12 protein-coding genes are annotated in these 14,473 nt (G+C 76.3%); 5 read left to right on the plus strand and 7 right to left on the minus strand.

The annotated features are described in order from the left end of the window. Positions 1 to 35: 35 nt before the first annotated feature. From CXR04_RS02210 to CXR04_RS02220, 3 genes are read right to left on the minus strand one after another with little or no spacing between them, the layout of a single operon-like run. Positions 36 to 1,271: an acetyl-CoA C-acetyltransferase gene (locus CXR04_RS02210; protein ID WP_101420214.1), complete on the minus strand. Its 1,236-nt coding sequence runs from the start codon at positions 1,269 to 1,271 to the stop codon at positions 36 to 38. 14 nt (positions 1,272 to 1,285) lie between these two features. Next, positions 1,286 to 2,428 carry an acyl-CoA dehydrogenase family protein gene (locus CXR04_RS02215; RefSeq protein ID WP_101420215.1) on the minus strand — a complete coding sequence of 381 codons (1,143 nt, stop codon included), beginning with the start codon at positions 2,426 to 2,428 and terminating at the stop codon, positions 1,286 to 1,288. Then, the gene (locus CXR04_RS02220; protein ID WP_101420216.1) at positions 2,425 to 3,564 is read right to left on the minus strand and encodes a CaiB/BaiF CoA transferase family protein; all 1,140 of its coding nucleotides are present in this window, start codon (positions 3,562 to 3,564) and stop codon (positions 2,425 to 2,427) included. Before CXR04_RS02220 ends, CXR04_RS02215 begins: the two co-directional genes overlap by 4 nt. A gap of 177 nt (positions 3,565 to 3,741) precedes the next feature. Here CXR04_RS02220 and CXR04_RS02225 point away from each other — a divergent pair, with 177 nt between their 5' ends. Beyond that, positions 3,742 to 4,926 (plus strand): saccharopine dehydrogenase family protein, encoded by a 1,185-nt coding sequence (locus CXR04_RS02225; protein ID WP_101420217.1) that lies wholly within the window; start codon positions 3,742 to 3,744, stop codon positions 4,924 to 4,926. A gap of 130 nt (positions 4,927 to 5,056) precedes the next feature. Here the strand turns inward: CXR04_RS02225 and CXR04_RS02230 are convergent, their stop codons facing one another. The 3 genes from CXR04_RS02230 to CXR04_RS02240 all read right to left on the minus strand — a co-directional run bounded on the left by CXR04_RS02230 (position 5,057) and on the right by CXR04_RS02240 (position 10,456). Beyond that, positions 5,057 to 8,431 carry a hypothetical protein gene (locus CXR04_RS02230; protein ID WP_101420218.1) on the minus strand — a complete coding sequence of 1,125 codons (3,375 nt, stop codon included), beginning with the start codon at positions 8,429 to 8,431 and terminating at the stop codon, positions 5,057 to 5,059. A gap of 85 nt (positions 8,432 to 8,516) precedes the next feature. Further along, positions 8,517 to 9,167 (minus strand): DsbA family protein, encoded by a 651-nt coding sequence (locus CXR04_RS02235; protein ID WP_101420219.1) that lies wholly within the window; start codon positions 9,165 to 9,167, stop codon positions 8,517 to 8,519. Next, positions 9,167 to 10,456: a DUF4185 domain-containing protein gene (locus CXR04_RS02240; RefSeq protein WP_101420220.1), complete on the minus strand. Its 1,290-nt coding sequence runs from the start codon at positions 10,454 to 10,456 to the stop codon at positions 9,167 to 9,169. Before CXR04_RS02240 ends, CXR04_RS02235 begins: the two co-directional genes overlap by 1 nt. An 81-nt stretch (positions 10,457 to 10,537) precedes the next feature. Between CXR04_RS02240 and CXR04_RS02245 the strand changes: the two genes are divergently transcribed. From CXR04_RS02245 to CXR04_RS02255, 3 genes are all read left to right on the plus strand, one after another. After that, a complete protein-coding gene (locus CXR04_RS02245) occupies positions 10,538 to 11,020 on the plus strand; it encodes a phosphatase domain-containing protein (RefSeq protein ID WP_442802348.1) in 483 nt (160 codons plus the stop codon). A gap of 106 nt (positions 11,021 to 11,126) precedes the next feature. Then, complete coding sequence (locus tag CXR04_RS02250; protein ID WP_101420222.1) at positions 11,127 to 11,585, plus strand: hypothetical protein; 459 nt, start codon at positions 11,127 to 11,129, stop codon at positions 11,583 to 11,585. Between the two features lie 65 nt (positions 11,586 to 11,650). Beyond that, a complete protein-coding gene (locus CXR04_RS02255; RefSeq protein WP_101420223.1) occupies positions 11,651 to 12,661 on the plus strand; it encodes a DUF3048 domain-containing protein in 1,011 nt (336 codons plus the stop codon). A gap of 33 nt (positions 12,662 to 12,694) precedes the next feature. Here the strand turns inward: CXR04_RS02255 and CXR04_RS02260 are convergent, their stop codons facing one another. Continuing rightward, the gene (locus CXR04_RS02260; RefSeq protein WP_199850595.1) at positions 12,695 to 13,684 is read right to left on the minus strand and encodes a zinc-binding alcohol dehydrogenase family protein; all 990 of its coding nucleotides are present in this window, start codon (positions 13,682 to 13,684) and stop codon (positions 12,695 to 12,697) included. Positions 13,685 to 13,925: 241 nt separating this feature from the next. Between CXR04_RS02260 and CXR04_RS02265 the strand changes: the two genes are divergently transcribed. Continuing rightward, positions 13,926 to 14,471 (plus strand): type 1 glutamine amidotransferase domain-containing protein, encoded by a 546-nt coding sequence (locus tag CXR04_RS02265; protein WP_101420225.1) that lies wholly within the window; start codon positions 13,926 to 13,928, stop codon positions 14,469 to 14,471. Positions 14,472 to 14,473 lie beyond the last annotated feature (2 nt).

The following is a 14,473-nucleotide window of genomic DNA, read 5'->3' on the forward strand; positions in this document are numbered from 1 at the left end:
CGGGGGTGGTCTCCGTAGACTGGGGCGGGACGGGGTCAGACGCGCTCGACGACGGTGGCGATGCCCATGCCGCCGCCGACGCAGAGGGTGGCGAGGCCGTAGCGCAGGTCGCGGCGCTCCAGCTCGTCGACGAGGGTGCCGAGGATCATGGCGCCGGTGGCGCCGAGGGGGTGGCCCATGGCGATGGCGCCGCCGTTGACGTTGACCTTGTCCGGGCTGACGCCCATGTCCTCGATGAAGCGCAGCACGACGGCGGCGAACGCCTCGTTGATCTCGACCAGGTCGATGTCCTCGATGCCGAGGCCGGCCCTGGCGAGCGCCTTGCGGGTCGCGGGCGCGGGCCCGGTGAGCATGATCGTGGGCTCGGAGCCGGTGACGGCGGCGGAGACGATACGGGCCCGGGGGGTGAGCCCGTACCGCCGGCCGATCTCGGCGGAGCCGACGGCGACGAGGGCGGCGCCGTCGACGATGCCGGAGGAGTTGCCCGCGTGGTGGACGTGGTCGATCCGCTCCACCCAGTGGTACTTCTGCAGCGCCACGGCGTCGAAGCCGCCCAGCTCGCCGATGTCGGCGAACGCCGGCTTCAGCCTGGCCAGGCTGTCGGCCGTGGTGCCGGGCCTGATGTGCTCGTCCCGGTCCAGGACGGTGAGCCCGGCGCGGTCCACCACCGGCACCACGGAGCGCTCGAACCGGCCCTCCTTCCACGCCTCGACGGCCCGCTCCTGCGACAGCGCGGCGAACTCGTCCACGTCCCGGCGGCTGTAGCCCCCGATAGTGGCGATGAGGTCGGCGCCGATGCCCTGCGGTACGAAGCCGACCTCCATGTTGGTCATCGGGTCGTTGAACCAGGCGCCGCCGTCCGAGCCGATCGGCACCCGCGACATCGACTCGACGCCGCCGGCGAGGATCAGGTCCTCCCAGCCGGAGCGGATCTTCGCCGCGGCGATGTTGACGGCCTCCAGTCCCGAGGCGCAGAAGCGGTTCTCCTGCACTCCGGCGACGCTGTCGGGCAGCCCGGCGGCGATGGCCGCGATCTTGGCGATGTCGGAGCCCTGGTCGCCGTGCGGGCTGACGACGCCGAGCACGACGTCGTCGACGGCCGCCGGGTCGAGCCCGGGGAAGCGGCGGCGCAGCTCGTGGACGAGGCCGACGACGAGGTCGATCGGCTTGGTCCCGTGCAGGGCGCCGTTGGCCTTTCCGCGGCCGCGGGGGGTGCGGATCGCGTCGTAGACGTAGGCGTCGGTGACGGACGGCCTGGCGGTTGTGGTCACGGTTGGTGCGCCTCTCAGGAGAGCAGGGAGCGGCCGATGATCTCTTTCATGATCTCGGTGGTGCCGCCGTAGATGGTCTGGACACGCCCGTCGGTGAAGGCGCGGGCCACGGGGAACTCGCTCATGTAGCCGTAGCCGCCGTGCAGTTGCAGACAGCGGTCCGCGGTGCGTTTCTGCAGCTCGGTGGCCCACCACTTGGCCATCGAGGCGTGCACCGCGTCCAGCTCGCCGGCCGCCAGGTCCTCGATGCAGCGGTCGACGAACGTCCGGGTCACGGCGCACTCGGTGGCCATCTCGGCGATCTCGAAGCGGATGTGCTGGAACCGGCCGAGCTGCCGGCCGAACGCCTCGCGCTCCTTGACGTACGCCGTGGTGGCCTCGACCAGGTGCTCGGCGGCGGCGACCGCGGCGACGGCGATGGCCATCCGCTCCTGCGGCAGGTTGGTCATGAGGTGGCCGAACGCGCCGTCGCGCTCCCCCAGCAGGTTGTCCTTCGGCACCCGTACGTCCGTGAAGAACAACTCGGCGGTGTCCTGGGCCTTCTGGCCGATCTTGTCGAGGTTCCGGCCGCGCTCGAAGCCGGCCGCGCCGCGCTCGACGACCAGCAGGCTCAGCCCGTGCGCGCCGCCCTCGGGGGTGGTCCTGGCGACCACGACGACGAGGTCGGCGAGGATGCCGTTGGAGATGAACGTCTTGGCGCCGTTGAGCAGCCAGTGGTCGCCGCGGTCCTCGGCGGTGGTGCGGATGCCCTGGAGGTCGGAGCCGGCGCCGGGTTCGGTCATGGCGATGGCGGTGATCAGCTCGCCGGTGCAGAAGCCGGGCAGCCAGCGGCGCTTCTGGTCGTCGGTGGCCAGGGAGGTCAGGTACGGGCCGATGACGTCGTTGTGCAGGCCCACGGCGAGTCCTGCGGCGCCGGCGCGGGCGAACTCCTCGGCCAGCACGGCCGCGAAGCGGTAGTCGTCGTGGCCCCCGCCGCCGTACTCCTCGGGGACGGCGAGGCCGAGCAGGCCCTGCCGTCCGGCGGCGCGCCAGGCGTCGCGGGAGACGATGCCGTCGGCCTCCCATCTCGCGTAGTGCGGGGTGACCTCCTTGGCGAGGAAGGTCCGCACGGTCTCTCGGAAGGCCAGGTGCTCGGGCCCGTACAGCCGGCGCTTCAACGCTCCTCCTGGGTCGGGGCGGGGATGAGGTCGGGGAGGTCCCAGTCGCGGGCGACGGCCTCGGTGCCGGCGCCCGGGCGGGCGGGCGGACGGCGTACGGCGCCGGGGGTGGCGGAGAACCGGGGCGCGGGGGCGGGCTGGACGGTGCCGTACTCCTCGGTGAAGGTGCCGCGGGCGGCGAGGTGCGGGTGGTCGCGGGCCTCGCGCAGGGACAGCACGGGGGCGACGCAGGCGTCGGAGCCGGCGAAGACCTCGGTCCACTCCGCGCGCGTACGCTCCCGGAACCGGGCGGCCAGCCGCTCGCGCAGCTCCGCCCAGGCGGCGGGCTCGCCGCGGTCGGGCAGGGTGCCGGGGGCGCCGAGGAGGCGGACGAACTCGTCGTAGAACGCGGGCTCCAGCGCGCCGACGGCCATGTACTGCCCGTCCGCGGTCTCGTAGACGCCGTAGAACGGCGCGCCGCCGTCGAGCAGGTTGGCGGCGCGGCGGTCGTGCCAGGCGCCGGCGGCGACCATGGCGTGGATCATCGCGGTGAGGTGCGCGGTGCCGTCCACGATGGCCGCGTCGACGACCTGCCCCTCCCCGGTGGTACGGGCGTGCTGCAGTGCGGACAGCACGCCGACGACGAGGTAGAGCGAGCCGCCGGCGTAGTCGCCGAGGAGGTTGGCGGGGACGGCGGGCGGCCCGCCGGCGGGGCCGATCATGCCGAGCGCGCCGGTGACGGCGACGTAGCCGATGTCGTGTCCGGCGGTCTCCGCCAGCGGTCCCTCCTGGCCCCAGCCGGTCATCCGCCCGTACACCAGCCGGGGGTTGCGCGCCAGGCAGTCCCCGGGGCCGACGCCGAGGCGCTCGGCGACGCCGGGGCGGAAACCCTCGACGAGGATGTCGGCGCGCTCGGCGAGGGCCAGCGCGGCGGCGGCGCCGGGCGCGGACTTGAGGTCGAGGACGACGGAGCGCTTGTTGCGGTTGGTGAGGTCGTGCGCGGGGTCGATGCCGAGTCCCGGGCCGCCGGGCCGGTCGATCCGTACGACGTCGGCGCCGAGGTCGGCGAGCAGCATGGCGGCGAAAGGACCGGGGCCGATGCCGGCCAGCTCGACCACGCGTACGCCGTGCAGCGGGCCGTGCCCCGTGCTCCCCATCAAGCCCCCAGCGGTGTGACACCAACTGTGTAACACCAGAGATGATAAGAACACGTTTCAGTGGGCACAAGTGCGGGGACCCCCCGCGCGGGTCGGACACCGCCGCGGGGGCACGGGACGGGAATCCGCCGTCCGGCGCGTATACGTGACGGGGCCTCATGAACCACCCTGGGTGCCATGGCAGACGAGCCCCGGCCGCACGACCTCATCCTCTTCGGCGCCACCGGCTTCACCGGCCGACTCACCGCCGAGTACCTGGCCCGGTACGCGCCGACCGGCTGCCGGTGGGCGCTGGCCGGGCGCGACACCGGCAGGCTGGCGGAGGTACGCGACCGGGTGGCCGCCATCCGGCCGGAGTGGGGCGACCTGCCGCTGCTCACCGCGGACGCCGCGGACCCCGCGGCGCTGCGCGGGCTGGCCGAGCAGACCCGGGTGGTGGCCACGGCGGTCGGGCCGTTCCTGCGCCACGGCGAGCCGCTGGCCGCCGCGTGCGCGGCGGCCGGGACGGACTACGCCGACCTGACCGGCGAGCCGGAGTTCGTCGACCGGGTGTACGTGCGCCACCACGAGCGGGCCCGGGAGACCGGGGCGCGGCTGGTGCACTCCTGCGGGTTCGAGTGCACGCCGTTCGACCTCGGCGTGCGCTTCACCGTCGAGCAACTGCCGGAGGACGTGCCGCTGCGCATCGACGGCTTCCTGCGCGCCGCGGGCGGGTTCTCCGGGGGCACGCTGGCGTCCGCGCTCGGGGTCGTCTCCCGGCCGCTGCCGGGGGCGCGCGCGGCGCGGGCCCGCCGCCGGGCGGAGCCGCGGGTGACGGAGCGCCGGGTACGGGCGCCGCTGGGCGCACCGACGCGCAGCGGCGCGCTGCGCGCCTGGGGGCTGCCGCTGCCGACGCTGGAGTCGCGGGTGGTGGCGCGGTCGGCGGCGGCGCTGCCGCGGTACGGGCCCGACTTCCGCTACCGCCACTACGCCGCCGTCAGGCGGCTGCCGGTCGCCGCCGGCAGCGTGCTGGGCGCCGGGGCGTTCGCCGCGGCGGCGCAACTGCCGCCGCTGCGGAAGCTGATCGCGTCCCGGCTGGCGCCGGGCACGGGCCCGGTGGAGGAGCGCCGGGCGCGCAGTTGGTTCTCCGCCCGCTTCGTGGGTACGGGCGGCGGCCGGCGGGTGGTGACGGAGGTCAGCGGCGGCGACCCGGGGTACGACGAGTCGGCGAAGATGCTGGCGGAGGCGGCGATGTGCCTGGCGTACGACCCGCTGCCGGAGACGGCGGGGCAGGTCACGACCGCCCAGGCGATGGGCGAGGCGCTGACGGAGCGGCTGGTGACGGCGGGCATGGGCTTCCGGGTCCGGGTCGCGTCGCCGTAGCGCGGGGGCCGGGCACGTGGCGGCGGGGTCCCGCGGTGAACGGGCCCGCCGCGCGCCGGGTTCGCGGCCCCCGGCGCAAGCCCCGGCCCACGCGCGGCCGTACGAGCCGGGCGCCCCCGGTCCGTACGGCCTACTCGGGTGCCGTCTGCACCTCCAGCGCCGCGTCCCGCACCTCACGCTGCGGGTGCGCGCGCAGGGTCCGCAGCGTGGCCCGCCAGGGCTCCGGCCAGCCCGCGCGCGTACCGCCGACCTTCGTGAGCACGACCGCGAACAGGCCCTCCGCGTGCCCGCCCGCCGCCGCCAGCGCGCGGGCCGCCTCCGCCCGGGCGTCCGACGCGCCCGGCCGGGCGTCCCGGTCGAGCCGCTGCCCCAGGGTGCCCGCCGTGGCCTCGGCGAGCACCGGCCGCCCCTCGTGCAGCGCCGCGAGTTCCCGCAGTGCCGCCGTCAGCTCCGCCGCCCCGGCCTCCAGGTCGAGTGCCTCGGTGCGCAGCACCGCCGCCTGCGGCACGAAGTCGTCGTCCACGGCGACCATGTCGGCGAACGCGTGCAGCGTGGGCCGCAGCAGGGGGCGGAGTACCCGCGTCCGCACGGTCAGCCGCCGGACGAGGGAGACCAGCCGCCGGCGCGCGGGCAGGTCGCGGTCCTGCTCCGCGTCGGGCTGGCCGAGGGCGCGGACGCGGAGTTCACGCGCGGCGCGCACGACGGGCTCGCGCGCCGGATCATCCGCGGGGGCGTTGATCGCCAGGGTGACGAGAGCATCGGCCGCGGGCTCCCACGTACCGCGGTTGCCGAGGTCGGTGACCGCGCCGCACAGCACGTCCGCCGCGGTCGGCGACCACGGCGCCCAGCCGGCGAGGCTGGTGTAGGCGGCCCAGGCGAGCTGCGGGTCTTCGGTGCGGCTCGCGGCCTCCACCAGGCCCGCGTACCGCGCCCGGTGCTCCTCGCGCAGGTCGCGCGGCTGCGGCCGGAGCAGCGGGAGCCGCACCTCCGGTTCGTCGGCCGCGGCCGCCTCCAGCATCCGCCACACCTCCGGCCTGCCGAGCAGGCCGCCGGCGAACGCCACGCACGCGGCGCGTACGTCGCGGTGCTGCTCCGGCAGTTCGTACGCGCCCGCCACCAGCGCCCCCGCGCGCTCGGCCGGCAGCCGGACGGCGGCGAGGCGGACGGCCTCCTTGCGGCTCGTCACCTTCGCGGCGCCGGACCCGTCGGGGCCGGGCAGCAGCAGCGGGCGCAGGGCCGCTTCGACGCGCGAGGGCGCCGCATGCCGGGTGGCGCGGGCGGCGGCGTACACGGCGACGCGGGCGCGGTCGCCGCCCGCGAGCGCGAGCAGCAGCGGCAGCGCCTCCACGGGCCGGTCGGTCCACACCAGGGCGGCGAGCGCGGCCTCGGCGAGCACGACGTCGTCGGCCCCGGTGTAGCGGAAGACGACGTCGAAGCCGTGGCCGGGTATGCGCGCGGCCTCCGCGAGGGCCCGGGTGCGGTCGGGCAGCGGCAGCCCGGCGTCGGCCGCCGCGCGGGCCAGCAGCCGGGCGGCGGCGGCCTGCTGGGCGGGCGTCCAGCGTTCCGGCGTGCTGACGGGCAGGGTCCAGGAGGCGCGCCGCGTCAGGAACCTGCCCCACGGCGGGGTGTCGCCGAGGACACCGTCCAGCAGGTCCGTGCGAGTGCGGGCGAGCACCGCGTACACCGGCGGGAGGACCGCCGCGGACGGCTCCTGCGCCAGCAGCCGGCCGACGCGCTCACCGCGGCCCGCCCGCGGCTCCAGCCACAGCGACACGGCGGTGCGTACGGTCGCGTCGTTGCCGAACTGCACCGCCTGCCACAGGTATTCCTGCAGCTTGGGCATGCCCCAGGCGCGCCGCCCGAGCGCCCGCGCGAGCGCGAACGTCAGCCCGTGGTCGACCTTGTCCGCGCCCGCCTCCAGCCACGGTTCGAGGGCGTCGAAGACCTCGTGCTCCTGGCCGCGGCGCAGCGAGGTGTCCAGCCGGCCGAGGTCGGCGCCGCCGGTGTGGCCGGTGAGCCGGGTGATCGTACGCAGCGAGAAGCTCACCAGCTCGGGCCGGCCGCCCGCCGCGTGCTCGCGGAGCAGCGCGACCGCCAGCGTGCGCAGCGCCCCGCGGGTGAGCGAGGAGGAGTCGCGGGCGGCGATCGCGTCGGCGGCGATGAGGTGGAGGTGGTCGGCGGCGTCGGCGGTGAACAGCGCGGGGTGGGTCCCGGCGAGCTGCCGCAGCGCGACGGAGCGCACCGGGTCCTGGTCGTTGCGCAGCCGCTCGGCCAGCAGCCGGACGGCGCTGGTGACGTCCTCGGGGTGGCCGGAGCGGGCGGCGTTGGCGACGAGCAGCCGGTACGCCTCGGCGCGCTCGTCGGCGTCGGAGCGGCGCAGCGCGGCGAGCAGTTCGCCGCGGGCCTCGGCGACGGGCAGACAGGCCACCGCGCGCAGCACGACCGACGGGTGCGCGTCGCGCTCCCGGGCCTGCGCCGCCATGCGGCGTGCCTCCGCCGCGCGGCGCCGGTGGGGCAGGGCGTCGAGGAGTTCGGGCGGGAAGTCGTCGCGGGCGGTGTCCCGTCCGGCCATGGCGGCGTCGAAGAGCGCCTCGCGGCGGGACGGCGGGGTACGGCGCAGCAGGTCGGTGAGCGCGGAGGTGTTCTCCTGCCACAGCCGGGCGAGTTCGGGCAGCTCGGGCGGGTCGGCGGCGACGAGGCGGTCGAGCACGGTGCGCTGGAGACGGGTTGCGGCGGTGTTCCTGCGGCGCTCCGGGTCGAGCAGCAGGCGCAGGGTGCGGCCGGGGTCGGCGGCCACGAGGCGGGCCAGCACGTCGTACATGAGCGGCTGCCCACCGTGGCCGTACCGCTCCAGCAGTTCCAGGACGCGGTCCGGTGCACTGTCGGCGAGCGGCGCGACGACCTCCTCGTACCGGCTCCACCACGGCCCCCGGCCGGCAGGCAGCAACTCCAACTGCCGTTCCGCCTCGTCGAGTACGGCCCCGGGGTGCCGGCAGGCGAGGGTGGCGCCGCGGAGCGCGGGCCAGAGCGCGGGCAGCAGGCGGCGTACGGTCTCCTCCGTGCACGCGGGCAGCAGCCGCGCGGCCTCGGCGTCGCCCCACTGCTCGCCGACGGGCCCGATCAGCGCCTCCGCGACGGCGGTGCGCCGGCCGCGGACCACGGAGCGGACGAGCTGCCCGCGCACCAGGGCGGACGCGTCCTCGAACGCGGCGACGACGAGGTCGTCGGCCAGCAGGCCGCGCCGTACGGCCTTCATCCCCTGGGCGCGCACCGCGTGGTCGGGGTGGGCGAGCCGGGCGGCGAGGAAATCGGTGTCGCGCCCGACGAGGGCGGCGAACGCCGCGAGCCGGCGGCCGTACCCGCCGTGCCCCTCCAGCCCGTCGAGGAGCGCGGCCAGTTCGCCGCGCCCGGCGGCCCGGCGGGCGGCGAGGGCCAGCTCGCCCAGGCGCCGCGGGTACGGCAGGGGTTCGAGGGCGCGGATGAGGTCGTCGGCGTGAGGCTGCATGGGACGGCATTGTTCCGTGCCGGCCGCCGCTCGGGAGCCGAATTCCTGTACGAGCCGGGCCGGACGGCGCCGGGCCGGGCGGCGGTCAGTCGAACGACGGCATCTCGCGGGTGCGGGTGCGCTTGATCTCGTACAGGCCCGGCACGCCGCCCAGCGTCAGCAGCCCGTCCCACAGCCGCAGCGCGGCGGCGCCGCGCGGGGCGGGCGAGACGACGGGGCCGAAGAAGGCGAAGCGGGCGCCGCCGGGCGGGGTGACGGCGAGTACAGGGCTGCCGACGTCGGTGCCGACCAGCGCGATGCCCTCGGCGTGCGAGGCACGTACCGCCTCGTCGTACGCCTCCGACTCGGCGGCCGCGGCCAGTTCTGCGGGGAGCCCGGTGTCGTCGAGCGCGCGGGCGAGGCCGTCCCACTCGCCGCGCTCGTGCAGCCGCACGGCCAGCGCCGCATAGTAGCGGCCGAGGGCCTCGGACCCGTGGTGCCCGGAGACGGCGGCGCAGACCCGCACCGGCTGCCGGAGGTAGTCGCCCCACTCCCCCTCGGGATCCTCCGGGTTGACCTCGCGGCCCTCGTTGAGGACCTCCAGGCTCATGACCCGCCAGCGCACCCGGATGCCGGTGAGCCGCCGGACCTCCGTCAGCCAGCGGGCCGTCGTCCACGTCCAGGGGCACACGGGGTCGAACCAGAAGTCGACGGCGGGCGTGCCGTCTCCGGGGTCCGCCGCCTCGTCCGTACTCATCACTCCACCGTATCGAGGTGCAGACGGACGAACCGGGGGCGGTACAGGGCGACGTTGCGGTGCACGTTGGCGGAGACGTCGTCGGCCGAGGCGTCCAGCCAGTTGACGTCGTAGCCGAGGAGCAGCCCGTCGCCGGAGCCGACGCCGGGATGCGCCTGCGGGTTGTACGCGGCGGCGCCGGAGCCGCCGGCCGCGTCCTCGGGCAGCGGCGCGGTGAACGCCTTGTCCGGCCCGTGCCACGGGCCCTCCGGCCGGCACGCCCAGTACGACGCGACGGTCGTCAGCCCGCTGCCGGCCGGCCCGCCCGCGTCCATCGTGAACAGCACCCAGGTATCGCCCTGCCGCACCACGCTGAACGCGCTGCCGACGCCCTTGCGTCCGCCGTCCCCCAGCACCGGCCGGGAGCGGGCCGCGTCCGTGCTCCACCGCTCGCCGTCCCAGTACCGCCACGCCGACCGGTCCCCGAGCCGGCCCACCGGCACGCGCGCGAGGTGCGCGCGGGAGCTGCGCTCGGCCTGCTCGGGGGTGCGGCCGTCGGTGCCGCCCCACACGTACGTGAAGTCCCCTCGCCGCACCGCCGCCGCACCGTAGACGAGGCGGTCGGCGGGGTCGGCGACCCGCGACTGGTCGTCGACCTGGGTGATGCCCTCCAGCCGCAGGTCGGGCAGCGAGAGCGTGGCGACCTCGGTGGCCAGCGGCACGCCGTAGATCCACGGCTGCTGCGCCTCCTGCCGGTGCCAGAGCAGCACCCGCAGGACCTGCTCGGCGGAGCCGGGCGCCCGCGGCTCCACCACGGCGTGCACGGGCCAGCGCCACTGCCGCACCGGGGCGCCGGGTTCCGGGAAGAGGGAGGCGGGCGCGCCGGGGGCGCCGCCGAGGAGGGTGCGTTCGAGCCGGCCGTCCGCCGACATGACGACGGCGGCGTTGCGGGTCCACGCGGGGGTGCCGAGGGAGGTGTCGCGCCAGGCGTGCGGCTGGCCCTGCTTGTTGGGCGGCGGCTGGACGCGGCCGAGGTACGGGTCGGAGACCAGCCACAGGGTGCGGCCGTCGGGCAGCCGGACGGAGTGGTTGCCGTCGCCGCCGGTCCAGTCGTCCGTGCGGGCGGCGTCGTCGCCGTAGCGCGTGAACTCGTCCGTCGTCGCGGCGTCGGCGCTCCAGCCGGAGACGGCGAGGCCGGTGCAGGCCCCGGCGTCATCGCCGGAGTCGTCGTCGGTGAGCACGACGACGAGGCCCACGACGAGCAGCAGGGCGAGGGCTATCCCGGCGCCGGCGGTCTGGCGTCGCTCCATCGGGGCACGGTAACGGGCGGGGCCGGTGATCCGTAAGGCGCCCGGTGGGACGCGGCCCGCGCGCGCCCGTAGGCTGGCGGCGTGGCGAAGCGAGACCTTGCGGTGTTCGACCTGGACGGCACCCTCACCGACACCCGGCACCGGCTGCACCACCTCCAGTCCTCCCCCAAGGACTGGGACGGCTTCTTCCGCGCGGCCCCGCAGGACCCGCCGCTGCCCGAGGGCGTGGCGCTGGCCCTCCAGTGGGCCGAGAACTGCGAGGTCTGCTACGTCACCGGCCGCCCCGAGCGCACCCGCCGGGACACCGTGGCCTGGCTCGCCGCGCACGGCCTGCCCGAGGGCCCGCTGTGGATGCGCCGCGCCGGCGACCGGCGTCCTGCCCGGGTGGCGAAGCCGGAGCTGCTGCGCCGGGTGGCGCGCGGGCGGACCGTCGCGGTGGTCGTGGACGACGACGAGCCGGTCTGCCAGGCGTACGAGAAGGCCGGCTTCCCGGTCGTACGGGCCGGCTGGATGCCGCCCGCCGAGCCGCTGCGCGCGGCGCAGGAGGACGAGGGCCGCACGTAGCGTCCGCTCGGGCGGCACCGGCGGGAGCGGCAGCGCCCGTTGAATCCCGGGCCGGATCGCGGCCCGCCCCTCCCGCGCCGCGCCCGGGCGACTACGCTCGGCGCACATGACCTCCCGCGACGACACGGACATCGACGACACGGGCCTCGACGAGACCGAAAAGACCGGAAACGCCGGAAAGACCGGCATAGCCGCGGCCGGCACCGACGCGGGCGACCCCCACACGCCCGGCGCCGGTGACCCCGGTGAGGCGGCCGGTCTGCCCGGCCCGCTCGACGGCGAGGAGGGCGGGGACGGCGAAGAGCCGCCGCCGCCCCGGCTGACGCCGCGGCAGGCGCGCCGCGTACGGGCCCTGACCTCCGCAGGCGTGATGGTGGCCGTCGGCGTGGCGATGGTGGTGCGGTTCCGCACGGAGCCGTCGCTGCTGACGTTCGCGCTCTACGGCGGCGCGCTCATCCTCTCCGGCACCGCGATCATGCTCAGCCGCGCGGGCCGCACCCGGGTCGCGATGGTGGTGCTGGCCGCCGGCTTCGCCTTCGTCGTCGCCGACCAGTTGCTGCGCTAGTACCACCGCGGTAGAGGGCGGCCGGGGCGGGTAGGTCATCGGTAGTACGCCGAGTGGGGGGTTCGTTGAACAAGAAACACGCGGCCGCAGCGGCGGCGCTCCTGGTGCCCGCGGTCGCCGTCGCCGCGGTGCTGTTCGCCCGGTCGCACGGCGGCACCGGGGAAACGGCGCACCGCCCCCAGACCCGCTCCTCCCCCGTCGCCCCGGCGGCGTCCCCCTCGCCCACGCCCACACCCACCGACGAGCCGCCCGCGCCCGAGGGCCCGGTGCTCGGCGTGAAGCTGGACAACGCCGCGGCCGCCCGCCCGCACACCGGCCTGGAACAGGCCGACGTCGTGCACGTGGAGCGCGTCGAGGCCGGCATCAGCCGGTTCCTCGCCGTCTACGCCTCCGGGCTCCCCGACGTCGTCGGGCCGGTGCGCAGCGCCCGCGAGACGGACCTGGAACTGCTCGCGCAGTACGACGACCCCGTACTCGCGTACTCCGGCGCGCAGTCCAAGCTCAAGCCGTACATCAACCGCGCCCCGCTGCGCCCCGTGCCGCCCGAGCAACTGCCCGGCGCGTACTTCCGCGGCACCGACCGGCCCATACCCCACAACCTGTACCTGCGTCCCCACCGCGTCACCGACGCCGCCCCCGAACTCGCCGGCATGGACGCCGCGTCCCTCTACGAGACCGGCGAGGCCCCGGCCGGCGGCAGGAAGACCCGCGAGCGCACGGTGGAGATGCCGGCCGCGAGCTTCACCTTCGACTGGTCCGCCGAGCGCCGCGGCTGGGAGGTCTCCATGGACGGCACGCCCGCCACCAGCGGCGGCACCCGGCTCGCGCCGCCGACGGTGGTGCTCCAGGAGACGACGATCCGCAAGGGCGGGTTCGGCGACCGGTGGGGCAACAACTCGCCGTTCACCGAGACCGTCGGCTCCGGGGAGGCGACGGTGCTGCGCGACGGCCGCGCGTACGCCGCCGAGTGGGACCGGCCGACGGAGGCGGACCGGACGGTGTTCACGACGCCGGACGGCGAGCCGATGCCGGTGGCGGAGGGCCAGGTGTGGGTCGTGTACGTGCCGCGCGGCTGACCGCGCCGGGCGCCGGTCCCGTCGTACGCGCCCTCAGCCCGCGTCCATCCGCAGCACCGCCGCGCCCCTGACCCGGTCCGCAGCGAGGTCGTCGAGCGCCTCGTCCGCCCGGTCGAAGGGGTACGGGGTCACGGTCGCACGCACCCCGTGCGCGGCCGCGGCGGCAAGGAACTCCCGGCCGTCGGCGCGGGTGTTGGCGGTGACGCTGCGCAGCACCCGCTCGCGGAACAGGTGCCGCTCGTAGTCCAGCTCCGGGATGGTGGTGAGGTGGATGCCCGCCACGCTGAGCGTGCCGCCGGCGTCCAGCGCCTCCAGCGCGACCGGCACAAGCTCGCCGACTGGCGCGAACAGCACCGCGGAGTCGAACGGCTCCAGCGCCGGCTCGTCGGCCCCCGCCGCGGTCGCGGCGCCCAGCTCCAGCGCGAGCCGCTGCGCCGCCCGGGAGCGGGTGCGCACGTGCACCTCGGCGCCCTCGGCGAGGGCGAGTTGGGCGGTCAGGTGCGCGGAGCCGCCGAAGCCGTAGAGGCCGAGCCGGCCCCCGGGCGGCAGGTGCGCCAGGCGCAGCGCGCGGTAGCCGATGATCCCGGCGCACAGCAGTGGCGCCAGGTCCTCGGCGGCGGGCTCCTTGGGCAGCGCGTACGCGTACGGGGCGGGCACCACGGCGTATTCGGCGTAGCCGCCGTCCGCGTCCCAGCCGGTGTAGCGCGAGGAGGGGCACAGGTTCTCCTGGCCCCGCTCGCACCAGCGGCACTGTCCGCAGGTGTGGCGCAGCCAGGGGATGCCGACGCGGGACCCGATGCGCCGTTCCGCGGCGGCGCCGGCCGCGACGACCTCACCGACCGCCTCGTGGCCGGGCACCACCGGCGTCTTGTGCGGCGGGAGGTCGTGGTCGCGGACGTGCAGGTCCGTACGGCAGACGCCGCACGCCTCGATCCGGACCAGCAGTTCGTCGGGCCCCGGCGCGGGCACCGGCAGCTCGACCGGCTCCAGCCGGCCCTTCGCGGTGACGACCCAGGCCCGCATGGCGGTCGGCAGCGTGGCTCCCATGCCCCCATCCTCGCGGCCGCCGGGCGGCCCGGTCCACGACGCGCCGGGCGGTGCACTCCCATGCGACCTCGGATGCGCCCGGCTGTCGGCGCAGGGGTGTTCGATCACGCCACGCCGGGTACCCGCGGGTCGCACTCCCGCGCAGAGATCGGAGGTGATCATCGGCAGCACGCGCCGTGACCGGTGACCACGATGACCGTCGAAAGGACGTGCCCGTATGCGCATCGCATTCCTCGTCGCCCCCGCGGGGGTCGAGCAGGTCGAGCTGACCGAGCCCTGGCAGGCCGTCACGGAAGCCGGTCACACTCCCCGGCTGGTCTCCACCCGGCCTGGCCGGGCGCAGGGGTTCCACCACCTCGACAAGGCGGACACCTTCGAGATCGACCAGGTCGTCGCCGACGCCACCGCAGACGAGTACGACGCGCTCGTGCTGCCGGGCGGCGTCGCCAACCCCGACTTCCTGCGGATGGACGCGGACGCCGTGTCCTTCGCCCGGGAGTTCTTCCGGACGGGCAAGCCGGTGGCGGCGATCTGCCACGCGCCGTGGCTGCTGGCCGAGGCGGACGTCGTCCGCGGGCGCACGCTCACCTCCTGGCCGAGCCTGCAGACGGACCTCCGCAACGCGGGCGGCACCTGGGTCGACGTACCGGTCCAGATCTGCACCGACGGACCCAACACGCTGATCACCAGCCGCAAGCCGGGCGACCTGAAGCCGTTCGGCGAGGCGTTCCTGTCGGAGTTCGCCAAGGCCGCGCGGAGCTGAAC

Source organism: Streptomyces sp. CMB-StM0423 (assembly GCF_002847285.1).
GTDB lineage: Bacteria > Actinomycetota > Actinomycetes > Streptomycetales > Streptomycetaceae > Streptomyces.

Excerpts from the sequence above, each read along its gene's own strand:
- CXR04_RS02220 (WP_101420216.1), bottom strand. The coding sequence starts at position 3,564 with ATGGGGAGCACGGGGCACGGCCCGCTGCACGGCGTACGCGTGGTCGAG.
- CXR04_RS02225 (WP_101420217.1), top strand. The coding sequence starts at position 3,742 with ATGGCAGACGAGCCCCGGCCGCACGACCTCATCCTCTTCGGCGCCACC.
- CXR04_RS02230 (WP_101420218.1), bottom strand. The coding sequence starts at position 8,431 with ATGCAGCCTCACGCCGACGACCTCATCCGCGCCCTCGAACCCCTGCCG.
- CXR04_RS02235 (WP_101420219.1), bottom strand. The coding sequence starts at position 9,167 with ATGAGTACGGACGAGGCGGCGGACCCCGGAGACGGCACGCCCGCCGTC.
- CXR04_RS02240 (WP_101420220.1), bottom strand. The coding sequence starts at position 10,456 with ATGGAGCGACGCCAGACCGCCGGCGCCGGGATAGCCCTCGCCCTGCTG.
- CXR04_RS02250 (WP_101420222.1), top strand. The coding sequence starts at position 11,127 with ATGACCTCCCGCGACGACACGGACATCGACGACACGGGCCTCGACGAG.
- CXR04_RS02260 (WP_199850595.1), bottom strand. The coding sequence starts at position 13,684 with ATGCGGGCCTGGGTCGTCACCGCGAAGGGCCGGCTGGAGCCGGTCGAG.
- CXR04_RS02265 (WP_101420225.1), top strand. The coding sequence starts at position 13,926 with ATGCGCATCGCATTCCTCGTCGCCCCCGCGGGGGTCGAGCAGGTCGAG.